At 70.9% G+C, this 13,044-nt stretch carries 11 protein-coding genes; 6 read left to right on the top strand and 5 right to left on the bottom strand.

Features of this window, described 5'->3' with window-relative positions; translation table 11 throughout:
* The first annotated feature begins 138 nt into the window (after positions 1-138).
* From BXA11_RS18775 to BXA11_RS18765, 3 genes are all read left to right on the top strand, one after another.
* Positions 139-1,257 carry a magnesium and cobalt transport protein CorA gene (locus BXA11_RS18775; RefSeq protein WP_076436194.1) on the top strand — a complete coding sequence of 373 codons (1,119 nt, stop codon included), beginning with the start codon at positions 139-141 and terminating at the stop codon, positions 1,255-1,257.
* Between the two features lie 188 nt (positions 1,258-1,445).
* A complete protein-coding gene (locus BXA11_RS18770) occupies positions 1,446-2,642 on the top strand; it encodes a cytochrome P450 (protein ID WP_076436193.1) in 1,197 nt (398 codons plus the stop codon).
* A gap of 19 nt (positions 2,643-2,661) precedes the next feature.
* Complete coding sequence (locus BXA11_RS18765; RefSeq protein ID WP_030507728.1) at positions 2,662-2,856, top strand: ferredoxin; 195 nt, start codon at positions 2,662-2,664, stop codon at positions 2,854-2,856.
* Between the two features lie 281 nt (positions 2,857-3,137).
* Here the strand turns inward: BXA11_RS18765 and BXA11_RS18760 are convergent, their stop codons facing one another.
* From BXA11_RS18760 to fbaA, 4 genes are all read right to left on the bottom strand, one after another.
* Positions 3,138-4,064, bottom strand: a complete 927-nt coding sequence (locus BXA11_RS18760; protein ID WP_076436191.1) for a glycerophosphodiester phosphodiesterase family protein — start codon at positions 4,062-4,064, stop codon at positions 3,138-3,140.
* Positions 4,065-4,166: 102 nt separating this feature from the next.
* Positions 4,167-5,450 carry an adenylosuccinate synthase gene (locus BXA11_RS18755; RefSeq protein ID WP_076436190.1) on the bottom strand — a complete coding sequence of 428 codons (1,284 nt, stop codon included), beginning with the start codon at positions 5,448-5,450 and terminating at the stop codon, positions 4,167-4,169.
* A 193-nt stretch (positions 5,451-5,643) separates the two neighbouring features.
* The gene (locus BXA11_RS18750) at positions 5,644-6,066 is read right to left on the bottom strand and encodes a DUF3151 domain-containing protein (protein WP_030507731.1); all 423 of its coding nucleotides are present in this window, start codon (positions 6,064-6,066) and stop codon (positions 5,644-5,646) included.
* Positions 6,067-6,171: 105 nt separating this feature from the next.
* Entirely contained in the window at positions 6,172-7,194 is a 1,023-nt protein-coding gene (fbaA, locus tag BXA11_RS18745) for a class II fructose-bisphosphate aldolase (RefSeq protein WP_030507732.1), read from the bottom strand.
* Positions 7,195-7,371: 177 nt separating this feature from the next.
* On the opposite strand from fbaA, the gene BXA11_RS18740 reads away from it, so the two are divergent.
* Together BXA11_RS18740 and BXA11_RS18735 are read left to right on the top strand one after the other, a co-directional pair.
* Positions 7,372-8,052, top strand: coding sequence for a DedA family protein (locus tag BXA11_RS18740; protein WP_051761644.1), 681 nt, complete (start codon positions 7,372-7,374; stop codon positions 8,050-8,052).
* Between the two features lie 169 nt (positions 8,053-8,221).
* A complete protein-coding gene (locus tag BXA11_RS18735; RefSeq protein ID WP_030507734.1) occupies positions 8,222-8,695 on the top strand; it encodes a hypothetical protein in 474 nt (157 codons plus the stop codon).
* On the opposite strand, the gene pyrE is transcribed toward BXA11_RS18735, so the two are convergent.
* Entirely contained in the window at positions 8,665-9,201 is a 537-nt protein-coding gene (gene pyrE / locus BXA11_RS18730; RefSeq protein WP_030507735.1) for an orotate phosphoribosyltransferase, read from the bottom strand. The genes BXA11_RS18735 and pyrE overlap by 31 nt on opposite strands.
* Positions 9,202-9,389: 188 nt before the next feature.
* On the opposite strand from pyrE, the gene BXA11_RS18725 reads away from it, so the two are divergent.
* The gene (locus BXA11_RS18725) at positions 9,390-13,037 is read left to right on the top strand and encodes a sigma-70 family RNA polymerase sigma factor (protein ID WP_076436188.1); all 3,648 of its coding nucleotides are present in this window, start codon (positions 9,390-9,392) and stop codon (positions 13,035-13,037) included.
* Positions 13,038-13,044 lie beyond the last annotated feature (7 nt).

Genomic DNA, 13,044 nt, shown 5'->3' with positions numbered 1-13,044 from the left:
AGTACGTGCTCGCGCACGTACGTCGTGCGCATTCCCGACCACTCCGAAACTGAAGCCCGAGGGGCAGCTCACGCCTGTATGAAGGGGTGACATCACGTCGCGCGTAGAGCGTGCCGGCTCGGGCGGGAAGGGACCGCCATGCGCTCCACTCTGCTCTTTCCCCGCATGAACAGGCACACCCGCGTCATGTCCGCCCACCTCGGCGCCACGTCCATGGACGTGGACCCGATCGTCCGCTGCGTGCCGCCCAGCAACTCCCTCGTCGAGTTCGGCGCGTACGTCGGCGGCGAGAAGGTCGACGCCGGCGGCATTCCCGAGGCCGTGCGCCTGGTCCGCGAGCACAACCAGGCCAACGAGGTGCCCGACGCGTACGTCTGGGTCGGTCTGCACGAGCCCGCCGCGCCCGAGGTCGAGTGGCTCGCCGACGTGTTCGGCCTGCACCCGCTCGCCGTCGAGGACGCCATCAAGGCCCACCAGCGCCCCAAGGTCGAGCGGTACGGCGACTCGCTGTTCGTGGTGCTCAAGACCGTCGCGTTCCTCGACCACGAGGTGTCGGCGGCGAGCAGTGAGATCATCGGCACCGGCGAGATCATGGTGTTCGTCGGGCCCGACTTCGTGGTGACCGTACGGCACGGGCGGCACTGTCCGCTCGGGGACGTCCGCGAGAAGCTGGAGTCGAAGCCGAAGCTGATCGGCCGCGGTCCCACCGGTGTCCTGCACGCCATCGCCGACCACGTCGTGGACAAGTACCTGCAGGTCGCCGACCTCATGCAGGCCGAGCTCGAAGAGGTCGAGGCGGCCGTCTTCGCGGAGGTCAGCTCCCGCGACATCAACAGGATCTACCAGCTCAAGCGCGAGATGCTGGAGCTCAAGCGCGCGGTCGGACCGCTCCAGACGCCCTTCAACGCCCTTCCCCAGCGGCGCAGCATCCCCTCCGAGATGCGTGAGTACTTCCGCGACGTCGGCGACCACCTGTCCCGCGTGTGCGAGCAGGTCCAGTCGTCCAACGAGCTGTCCGACTCGATCCTCCAGGCCGCCCTGGCGCGCTCCAACGCCCTCGCCAACGAGGACATGCGCAAGATCTCCTCCTGGGTGGCGATCATCTCGGTCCCCACGATGATCGCCGGCATCTACGGCATGAACTTCGAGCACATGCCCGAGATCAGCTCCTTGTACGGCTACCCCGTCGTGATCGGCGTGATGGTCGTCGCCTGCACGCTCCTGCATCGCGCCTTCCGTCGCAACGGCTGGCTCTGACCGCCCTTTTCTCCCGGGACGCCGCCCCACGGGCGTCCCGGCGGGCGTCGACGGGCTTCCGGAGACGCGTACGCTTCATGACCGGAATCATGAGCAATCAGTCATTGCGATATGTCAAATGATGTTGTTAGGTGGGGGGAGCGGGCCGCTCGACACATCGACCGTTTCCACTCTCGCAGGAGCGTGTCATGACAGAGGCGACACCCCGGCTGGCGACTTATCCCCTCACTCGGGAACGTGCTTTCGATCCACCGGACGAACTGGCACGCCGCCGCGCCGAGGCGCCGATCCAGCGAATGACGTACGCGGACGGGCACGAGGGCTGGCTGGTGACCGGCTATGCCGAGGCCCGCGCCATCCTGGCCGACAACCGCTTCAGCACCCGCCCGGAACTGTTGCACTCGCCGATCCCCCAGCGTGGGGAGTTCCGCAGTGAGCCGCTGACGCCGGGGTTCTTCATCCGTATGGATGCCCCCGCGCACACCCGCTATCGCCGCCTGCTGACCGGGCAGTTCACCGTGAGGCGGATGAAGCAGCTCGAACCGAGGATCAAAGAGATCACCGAGAGCCGCCTCGACGCCATGGAACGCGAGGGCGCCCCCGCCGACCTCGTCGAGTCCTTCGCACTGCCCATCCCTTCGCTGGTCATCTGCGAACTGCTCGGCGTGCCGTACGAGGACAGGGAGAAGTTCCAGCGCGACTCGGCCGTGCTGTTGAACCTGAGCTCCCCGATCGAGGACGTCCGGGCAGCGGTGCAGGATCTGTACTCCTACCTGCACGGTCTCGTCATGATGAAGGCGAAGGAGCCTACCGACGACATCCTGAGCGGCCTCGTCGCGGGCGGGGAGCTGACGAACGAGGAGATCGGCGGCGTCGGGCTGCTGCTGCTCATCGCGGGTCATGAGACGACCGCCAACATGCTCGGCCTCGGCACGTTCGCGCTGCTGACGAACCCGGACCAGCTCGCCGTCATGCGGGACGACCCGGCCGCCGTCGAGAACGCGGTGGAGGAACTGCTGCGCTACCTCAGCATCGTGCACATCGGACCGACCCGTACGGCCCTGGAGGACGTGGAGGTCGGCGGCAGCCTGATCAGGGCCGGCGAGTCGGTGACGCTGTCCCTGGGGGCCGCGAACCGGGATCCCGAGCGGTTCGAGGGCGGCGACGCCCTCGACGTGAGCAGGCCGGCGCACGGGCACCTGAGCTTCGGGCACGGCATCCACCAGTGCCTGGGCCAGCAGCTCGCCCGGATCGAGATGCGCATCGCCTATCCCGCCCTGCTGCGCCGCTTCCCCAACCTGCGCCTGGCCGTGCCCGCGCGGGAGGTTCCGTTGCGGTCCAATATGGCCATCTATGGTGTGCACCGTCTGCCGGTGCTGTGGTGAGGAAGGTCGCTGGGGAACGATGAAGATCAAAGCGGACACCGGACGGTGTATCGGTGCGGGGATGTGCGTGCTCACGCTGCCCCGGGTGTTCGACCAGAGCGAGGACGACGGGACGGTCGTGGTGCTCGACGCCGAGCCCCCGGCCGATCTCACGTCCGCCGTGAACAGGGCCGTGCAGCTCTGCCCGTCAGGTGCGCTGTCCGTGGAGGAGTGAGGCCGCACGGGCCGTGTGACGGTGCTACGCGCTGGGCCGGGTGACGCTCAGCTACTTGACGCGCACGGTCCGATGCGCTTGGCTGGAAGCTGGCTGTGAAAGCCATTCTTGTGGGTGACCCTGGAGCCCCGCCTCGGTGGTTGAGACAACCGCCTCAGGGCGGGGCTCTTCCCTTGTGCCCGACCCTTGTGCTCGTTCCTTGTGCTCGCGTCCCCTGCCGGCGTCCCCTTTGCCCGGGGTTCCAAGCGGTGCTTCAGGCTCCCGGTTTCGGGCTCCCGGTTTCAGGCTCCCACCGGGCGGAGCGGGGTCACCGGACCGGGCAGCGGCAGGCCGCGGGCCTTCCAGAGGCGGCGCATGCGGTCGGGGTAGTCGGTGACGATCCCGGCCGCTCCCAGGTCGATCAGCCGGGCGGCCTCGTCGGGCTCGTTGACCGTCCACACCACGACCGGCAGGCCCCGCCGGGCCGCCCCGGTCATCAGCGCCTCGTCGACGAGCACGCGGTCGGGGGACAGCGCCGTCGCGCCCACCGCCGCGGCCGCCGCCGCGAGGTCGCCGCCGACCTCGCCGAGGCGGATGCCGTTCATCCAGGCAGGGATCATCGTGTCGCGCTCGACCAGGGCGTACCGCCGCTCGACCATGGGCCTGGCGACCTCCAGGATGCGCCAGTCGAAGCTGAGCAGGGCCGACCTCGACAACCGGTCGTGCCGGTCGAGCTCGTGGACGACCTCCTCCACGAAGCGGCGGTGGTCGGCGCACAGGTCGGGACGGGTGGGATCGGACTTCAGCTCCACGTGGAGGCGCACGTCGTCGGCGCCGAGGGCGCCGATCAGGCCGAGCACCGCCCCGAGCGTCGGCATCCGGGTGTCCGGCAGCGGCACCTGCGTGAGCGCGAAGCGGTCGTCCGGCCGCTCGGGCAGCCGTACGCCGACGTCGAGGGTGCGCAGCTGCGGCAGGGTGAGCGCGATGATCGGCTTGCCGACGTAGGGGAACATCTCGTCCCCGGGAACGGCCATGCCCGTGTCTGCGCTGGTCACCGCGGACACGTGCAGGTCGTGGGTGAGCACGAGCTGCCCGTCCGCGGACATGGCGACGTCGAACTCGAGTGCGTCGACCCCCAGCTCCAGCGCGAAGGCCAGGCCGGGCAGGGTGTTCTCGGGCCTCAGGCCCCGCGCTCCACGGTGCCCGTGCAGCTCAACGTATCCATGCACAGCGGCGTACCTTACCGCCTCGCCCGTCCGCGGCCCGGAACCCTCCGGTTCCGGGCGCGTACGCCACTGATCATCAGATAAGGGAGCGAATCCGGATGGTCCTCAGATGAGGGAACGAATCTGAATGGTCTGCGTGCGGCCCGGGCCGACGCCGATGGCGGAGATCGGGGCGCCGCTCATCTCCTCCAGCGCCCTGACGTACGCCTGCGCGTTCGGCGGCAGGTCCTCGAACGTCTTGGCGCCGGTGATGTCCTCCTGCCAGCCGGGCAGCTCCTCGTAGATCGGCGTGGCGTGGTGGAACTCGGTCTGCGTCATGGGGATCTCGTCCTGGCGGACGCCGTCGACGTCGTACGCCACGCAGACCGGGATCCGCTCCAGGCCGGACAGCACGTCGAGCTTGGTCAGGAAGAAGTCGGTCACGCCGTTGATCCGGGTGGCGTACCGCGCGATGACCGCGTCGAACCAGCCGCAGCGGCGGTTGCGGCCGGTGGTGACGCCGTACTCGCCGCCGGTCTGGCGCAGCCAGTCGCCCTGCTCGTCCAGCAGCTCGGTCGGGAACGGCCCGGACCCCACGCGCGTGGTGTACGCCTTGAGGATGCCGATGATCCTGGTCAGGCGGGTGGGCGGGATGCCGGAGCCGGCGCAGGCGCCGCCGGAGGTGGGGGAGCTGGAGGTCACGAAGGGGTAGGTGCCGTGGTCGATGTCGAGCAGCGTGCCCTGCCCGCCCTCCAGCAGCACGACCTTGTCCTGGTCGAGCGCCCGCGAGAGCACGAGCGAGGTGTCGGCGATGTGGGGGCGCAGCCGCTCGGCGTAGCCGAGGTACTCCTCCAGCACCTTCGCCGGGTCGAGCCCGCGGCGATTGTAGATCTTGGTGAGGATCTGGTTCTTCTCGCCCACCGCGGCCTCGATCTTCTTGCCGAGGATGCCGGGGTCGAGCAGGTCCTGGACCCGGATGCCCATGCGGTAGATCTTGTCGCCGTACGCCGGGCCGATGCCGCGGCCGGTCGTGCCGATCTTGGCCTTGCCGAGGAAACGCTCGCTGACCTTGTCGATGGCCTTGTGCTGGGGCATGATCAGGTGCGCGCTGGCCGAGATCAGCAGCCGGTCGCAGGAGATGCCCCGCTCGGCCAGCCCGTCGATCTCGCTGAGCAGCACGCCCGGGTCGACCACCACGCCGTTGCCGATCACCGGGACCACGTCGGGGGAGAGCACGCCCGTCGGCAGCAGGTGCAACGCGTACTTCTGGTCGCCGATGACGACGGTGTGGCCCGCGTTGTTGCCACCCTGGTAACGCACGACGTAGTCGACGTCACCGCCCAGCAGGTCGGTGGCCTTCCCCTTGCCCTCATCGCCCCACTGGGCGCCAACGAGAACGACAGCCGGCATGGTTTAACTCCCGCACCAAGACGAAAGCCCCTGACGCAAGCGCGGCAGGGGCCTCTTGCACACAGAGACTACCTGAGGGGCATGCCGAGGGTGAACGGAGTCTTAAGTCCCGAGACGGCCGAACCGTCCCGTATATGGCCCCGTTCTGGCAGTTCGTCCAGGAGTCATCCCGGCAATTCGTTCAATTAATCGCTCAGGAGTTCGCGGTTAGCGCCTCCGCGGCCTCCTGGCTGCTGTCGCGAAGGAACTGGGCGCAGCGCTCGGCCTCGTCCTTCTCGCCGATCGCCTGGGCCGCCCGGGCCAGGGCGTTCAGACAGCGCAGGAACCCCTGGTTCGGCTCGTGCTCCCACGGGATCGGCCCGTGCCCCTTCCAGCCCGCCCGGCGCAGCTGGTCGAGACCCCGGTGGTAACCGGTCCGTGCGAAGGCGTACGAGGTGACGGCGTGACCCGCGGCGAAGTAGTCGTCGGCGAGAGCGGCCCAGGCCGCCGAGTGGGCGGGAAAGCGGGCGGCCACGTCTGCCGCCTTGGCGCCCGACTCGAGCATCTGCCGCGCCTCGGCGTTGTCCGGCAGCAAGGTGGGCGGCGGGCCGGCAAGGAGGTTCTCGTGCGATTCCATGGGGACAGTCTTACCTGTCCAAGAGCCGCAGGGGTATGGGCGTCCCGGCGGGAACCGAAGACCGATACAAGAATGGAGCTTCGGGTTTCCCGCCGGGCCGTTCCCTTACTTGATCTTGGTGCCCGCGGACTTGAGCTGCTGGCACGCCTCGACGATGCGCGCGGCCATGCCGGCCTCGGCCGCCTTGCCGTACGCGCGCGGGTCGTAGGCCTTCTTGTTGCCGACCTCGCCGTCGACCTTCAGCACGCCGTCGTAGTTGCGGAAGATGTGGTCCACGATCGGGCGGGTGAAGGCGTACTGCGTGTCGGTGTCGATGTTCATCTTCACGACGCCGTACGAGATCGACTCGCGGATCTCCTCCAGGGTGGAGCCGGAGCCGCCGTGGAAGACCAGCGAGAACGGCTTCTCCTTGCCGTACTTGGCGCCGACGGCGTCCTGGATCTCCTTGAGCACGCTCGGGCGCAGCTTGACGTGGCCCGGCTTGTACACGCCGTGGACGTTGCCGAAGGTGGCGGCCACGATGTAGCGGCCACGCTCGCCGAGGCCGAGGGTCTCGGCGACGGCCAGGGCGTCCTCCGGCGTCGTGTACAGCTTCTCGTTGATCTCGCCGACGATGCCGTCCTCCTCGCCGCCGACGACGCCGATCTCGATCTCGAGGACGACCTTGGCGGCCGCGGTCTTGTCGAGCAGCTCGTTGGCGATCTGGAGGTTCTCGTCCAGCGGCACGGCGGAGCCGTCCCACATGTGCGACTGGAACAGCGGGTCCTGGCCGCGCGCGACGCGCTCGGCGGAGATCTCCAGCAGCGGGCGGACGAACGAGCCGAGCTTGTCCTTGGGGCAGTGGTCGGTGTGCAGCGCCACCGTCACCGGGTACTTCTCGGCGACCACGCGGGCGAACTCGGCGAACGCCACCGACCCGGTGACCATGTCCTTCACGGTGGTGCCGGAGAGGAACTCCGCGCCACCGGTCGACACCTGGATGATCCCGTCACTTTCCGCCTCCGCGAAGCCGCGCAGCGCGGCGTGCAGGGTCTGCGACGAGGTCACGTTGATCGCCGGGTACGCGAAGCCGCCCTCTTTGGCGCGGTCGAGCATCTCGGCGTAGACCTCTGGAGTCGCGATAGGCATGCGAAGTCATCTCCTTCTGACGGTATGCGGCGTGGCAAGTATCCCGAAGCCCGGGCCGATCGGGAAAGCCGGGTATGTGGGGTACCGGGAAAGCCGCGGTCATTCCGCGATTCACGGTTTTCCACAGGCCCTGCCGCTTCTCAGTCTGATCTCATCCAGGACAGGTAGGCTCGCCCCGTGGACGTGCTCTTGGACCTTCTTGACCCGAAGTGGTGGCTGAGCATGCTCGGCGCCTTCGCGACGATCGGCGTCATCGCCATCGTATTCGCCGAGACGGGGCTGCTCGTCGGGTTCTTCCTGCCCGGTGACTCGCTGTTGGTCACCGCTGGAATTTTCAGCACCGTCGCCGCCGCGGAGGGATTCGGGATCGCGCCTCTGTCACTGCCCACTCTGCTGATCGGCGCGCCGCTCGCGGCGATCGCGGGAGCGCAACTGGGCCACCTCCTGGGGGCGAAGGTCGGCAGGAGGATGTTCGACAAGCCGGACTCCCGGCTGTTCAAGAGGGAGCACGTCGAGAAGGCGGAGTACTACTTCGAGAAGTTCGGTCCCGCGAAGGCGGTGGTCGCCGCGCGGTTCATGCCGATCGTCCGCACCTTCATGAACCCGGTGGCCGGTGTGCTGGAGATGGACGCGCGCCGTTTCTTCGTCTGGAACGTCCTCGGCGGTGTCGTCTGGGTCGAGGCCCTGCTGCTGCTCGGCTATTTCCTCGGCAGCAAGGTCGAGGGCATCGACAAGTACATCCTTCCCGGGGTCTTCGTCGTCATCCTCCTGTCGGTGATACCGATCGTGCGCGAGGTCATGAAGAGCCGCCGGGCCGCCTCCGCCGTCCCCAAGGGCCGCCACCACGCTCCCCGGTGACGCCTCCCGGCGGGGCGCGCCCGCCGTGGGCCGACGCCTACGGGCAGTCGGCGCCTACGAGGAGTCGGTGCCTACGGGCAGTCGGCGGGTGACCTGCGGGAAGGCGTTGCCGCACAAGAAGTGACCGGTCAGTACTGAGATATGCCTCACACCCGCTACTCTCCCGATTGTGGGACGCCACAGGTCTGATCCCCTCGGTATCGCCAGGCTGGCGCTGGTCGGTCTGGTGGCCGTGCTGCTGCTCGCCGTCATCGTGGTCGGCGCGAGAGCGCTGCTGTCCACGTTCGGCTCGGAGGAGCCGGCCTCCGGCGCGGCCTCCACCTCGTCGGCGCGGCCCTCCGCCGCGCCTTCCGCCGAGCCCTCCACGCCTCGCGTGCCCACCGTCCGCGTGGTCTGCCGGGCCGACCGGTGTCCCGTGTTCGTCCGGGTGCCCGGCGGCGACGTGCTCATCGACCGGGACCTGGCCCGGGGCGAGGAGGCGTCCTACTTCCAGCCCGAGCTCGACGTCGTCCTCGACGACGCGAGCACGGTCCAGATCTTCGAGAACGGAACCGTCAGGTCCCCCGGGCCGGCCGGCGAGCGGCAGGCGTTCAGCGTGAAGCGGTCCGCGGATCAGGCGAGCGACAGATCGGCGAGCGAGTAGGCGGAGCGGTAGGGAACGCCGGTCGCGGCCAGCGCCTCGTCGCCGCCCCGGTGCACGATCGTCGCGATGCCCACGACCTGCGCGCCGGCCTCGCGCAACGCCTCCACGGCGGTCAGCACGGACCCGCCCGTCGTGGTGGTGTCCTCCACCGCGAGCACCCGGCGTCCTGCGACGTCCGGCCCCTCGATCCTGCGCTGCAGGCCGTGGGCCTTGCCCGCCTTGCGCACCACGAACGCGTCGAGCGTGCGGCCGCGGGCCGCGGCGGCGTGCAGCATCGACGTCGCCACCGGGTCGGCGCCCAGCGTGAGCCCGCCGACCGCCTCGTAGTCCAGGTCCTCGGTGAGGTCCAGCATCACGCGGCCCACCAGAGGGGCCGCCACGCCGTCCAGGGTGATGCGGCGCAGATCGACGTACCAGTCGGCCTCCTTGCCGGAGGACAACACGACCCGGCCGTGCACGATGCCCTTGTTCTTGATCTCGTCCAGCAGTCTCTCGCGGTCACTCATGAGCCTCAGCGTACGGCCGGTCCCGTGGTGCGGGCCGTACGGGCCAGGTGGTCGCGTGTGGCGTGCGGTGATTACTGAGAGTAAAGAGGCTCCAGTGGTTTAGCCAGGACACGGGCTGCGGAATGTATCGCCGTGCAACTCATCGTAATCGCGAGGTCGCAATGCGTAGAGAAGTCCGGCATACCGACATGGAACTGCTTGAGGCCGTGCGGGGAGGCGACACGGCGGCCTTCGGGACGCTCTACCGGCGGCACTCGGCCGCCGCGCGGTCCCTGGCGCGGCAGGTCGTGCAGGGCGAGGACGCGGTCGAGGACCTCCTCGCCGAGACCTTCGCGAGGGTGCTCGAAGCGATGCGGCGGGGCGGCGGGCCCGCCTGCGCGTTCCGGCCCTACCTCCTCGCGTCCGTGCGCCGCTACGCCGCCGCCGGAGTGGCCGACCTGGCCGACGGCGACTCCCTCTACGTGGACCCCGAACTCACGGGGCTGGAGCGCTCGCCGCTCGCCCGCGCGTACCGCTCGCTGCCGGAACGCTGGCGCGCGTTGCTGTGGCACGTGGAGATCGAGGGCGGCAGGCCCGCCGACGCGGGCCCGCTGCTCGGCCTGTCGGGCAGGGCCGCGGCCCTGCTCACCCGGAGGGCCCGTCAGGGCCTGCGGGAGTCGTACCTGCGGCTACACCTGGAGAACGGCCCACGTGCCGAGTGCCGGCCGATCCTGTCCATGATCCTGCGCTATGTCGAGAACGGCCTGCCCAAGCAGGAGGCCGGCGCGGTCGACGCCCACGTGGCCGAGTGCATCGACTGCCGGTCGGTCTTCCTCCAGCTGGTCGATCTCACCCAGGAGCTGCGGGCCGTCGTCGGTCAGCTCATCGCCGGGCCGGCCGTGGACGACTACCTCGCCGACCTCGCCACCGCGACCGCGACGGGCTCACGGTCGTACGGCGGCGGCGTGACGGGCGGCAGCGTGAGGGGCGGCGGCGTGAGGGGCAGGGTGGGCGCCGGGGCACGGGCGCGGCTGGAAGCCGTACGCCATCACATCGGGGCGTTGACGAGTCGTGCGGATCGCCGCATAAGGGGCGGCGTCCGGGCCGCCCAGGGCGAGACGGACCCGATGGGGCGTACGCGTGGACGCGTGGACGGGCTGCTGCGTGGGGCGTACGGCCGGGCCAGGACGGCGACCCGGCGCGCGTGCGCGAGGGTGAGCGCGGCGCCGGGGGCGGTGTACGGTCGCGCGCGAGTGATGACGAGGCGTGTGTCCGCCAAGGTGGGCCCGAGGGTGAGCAAGGTGGGCCCGAAGGTGGTCAGGGCGCCGCGGGTGGCGTTCGCCCGTGCGCGGGCGGCGCTGGCGCGGCTGTCCGCCCTGGTGCGGAGCGTGCCGACGCCGCATCGGGCGGTGCTGGGAGGCGTGGCCGTGGCCGCCCTTGTGACGGCCGCCTTCCTGCTCGTCGCCCAGCCGACGGGCGTGCTCTTCACCGGCGGCCCGGGAGGACAGGACGGGACACGGGCCCTGGACCGCCCGCAGCCCGCGGACAGCGCCGCCTCGCGTTCGCGGGCCGCCACCGGCCACACCGAAGCGGCAGGTGTCCCGTCTCCCTACGACCCGCGGAGGCCGAGCGCGCAGGCGTCTCCGACGGCCGTGAGCGGCCCGACGCCGCAGACCGCCGACGACCCGGTGGCAGGGAGCGGCGCCGGCGGGTGGAGCGGGGGCATCGCGCTCGGCATGCCCGAGATCACCGGCAGGGTGACGCCCGGTGCCGATCGGCGGTCGCCGCAGGAGGAACCCGCGGCCCAGGCAGACCCGGCACGGGCGGGTGACAATCTTCCGGTCCCACGTCGCGACGACGGACGACCGGCGGCCTCCGGCGTTGAAGGCCGGGACAGCGGACAGCACGCGGGTGCCGACCGGGAGAGCGGTCGTCTCACGGGTGGCGGACAGGGCGGCATCGGGCAGACGGGCAGGGGGCAGGGCGGCAGCGCGCAGACGGGCAGGGGACAAGACAGCAGGGGGCAGGGCAGCAGCGGGCAGGGCAGCAGGGGCCAGGCGGGCAGGCGTCCGGTGAGCGAGCCGGATACGACCACTGTCGTCGCCGGTCGCGAGCGGGATTCCCGCCCTGGGGACGCCGCAGGGGCCTCGGCTCCGGAACGGCAGCAAGTGCGTGGCCGGCTCTCCCGGCGCCCCTACCAGGACCATCGCGCCCAGGTCCCCGGGCAGGACGGTGGCCAGGGCGGCGGTCAGGCCCGATCGCGGGACAGCGGCCAGGGCGGTGGCCAGGTGAGATCGCAGGGCAGTGGCCCAAGCAGTGCCCAGGGTCGCGCGCAGGCCCAGGGCCGCGCTCAGACCGGCGCTCGGCAGACGCCCGAGCGGGCTCGTGAGCGGCACGAGTCGCAGGCAGCCCGTCCGGCCGCCGATCGCACCTCACCTGAGCGGCCAGGGACTGCTCAGGGTCGCCGGCAGGCCGCGGACCGCGGCCGTGAGGTCCGTGAGCACGCCCGATCGGGACAGAGCGGCACCGGAGCCCACAAGGCCGCACAGAGCGGAAGGACCGCAGAGAGCGGAAAGAAGGCGAAGCAGGCGCTCGTCGCCGCCGTCGATCCGCTCGGGGCCCTGCTGCGCGGCCAGTCCGGTCTCGTCGCCGTGCGGCTGCGCAACGCGGGCGGCGCGGCCACCGGCGAGGTCGCCGCCACGGTGACCCTCCCGCCCGGCGTCCGCTACCTGGGGCAGGACGGGCGCGATGCCCGGGGCCGGGCGGCGCGCGACGGCTGGTCGTGTGGGGCGTCGGGCCGCTCGGTCGCGGACCGAACGACAGGCCGAACGACGGGCCAAACGGTGCGGTGCGTCCGGGGACCGCTCGCCGCCGATGAGGTGACGGCGATCTTCCTGAAGGTGGCTGTGGCGGCGGACGCGCCCACGGGACGGGCCTTCACGGTGCGGATACGGTCAGGGCGGCTGGAGACCACCGCCACATCGACCGTGGGGGTGCGCGCCTCGGGCGCGGCCGCGCGCTTCGCCGCGGACGGCCGCCTCCTCGCCCGGGTCGTCGGCAACGCGCTCGTGAGCTCCGCCGGCCCGGCCGTTCCCTGCGGGGCCGCCGCGGGCGGCCGGGGCCGTGACTCGGGTACCAGCGTGCCGGTCGACCTCGACAGGGACCCCTCGACGCGTACGTCCAGTTGTGCCGATCTCGACCTGCCCGCAGGGAGCCGCGTGTTGTGGGCGGGCCTCTACTGGTCCGGCGGCGGCCGGGGGGCGGTTCCCGCGGGTGACATCCGGGTGCGCGCTCCGGGTACGCCCGGATACGCGACCCTGCACGCCGCCGAGGTCACCCGGCGGGATCTGCCCGCCGGGTCCGGTTATCAGGCGTTCGCCGACGTGACCTCTCTCGTCCGTACGGCCGGCGGGGGCCGCTGGTGGGTCGCGGGCGCCCCGGCGCGTACGGGACCGGTCCGGCACGCGGCCTGGGGCCTGGTGGTGATGGCCGAGGACGCGCGGCAGCCGTACACACGGGCCGTGGTCCTGGACGCCGCGGCGGTCATCGGGAGCGAGGAGAAGGCCCTGCGGCTCCCTCTCGACGGCCTCGCCCCGGACGGCGCGCCCGCGCGGATCGACCTGATGGTGTGGAACGGCGAGGGGGTCAGGGCGGGGGTCGTCACGATGAGCGATCGCGCTCGCGGGGACGGGGAGGACCGAAGCGGGGAGGGTGTCCTCGGCGAGGAAGACGCCGGAGGCGTCGCGGTCGACACCCTTCACGCCCTGCTGGGACCCCACCCCGCACTCCAGCTGGCCACGCGGCGCGACCCCGTCTTCTTCGGCGTCGCGGTCGTGAGCGCGAGGACGTGGTCTTGACAGCCTC

This window comes from Microbispora rosea, from assembly GCF_900156315.1.
GTDB lineage: Bacteria > Actinomycetota > Actinomycetes > Streptosporangiales > Streptosporangiaceae > Microbispora > Microbispora rosea.
The sequence above is the reverse complement of the archived record's forward strand: the minus strand, read 5'-3'. Positions and strand labels throughout refer to the sequence as shown.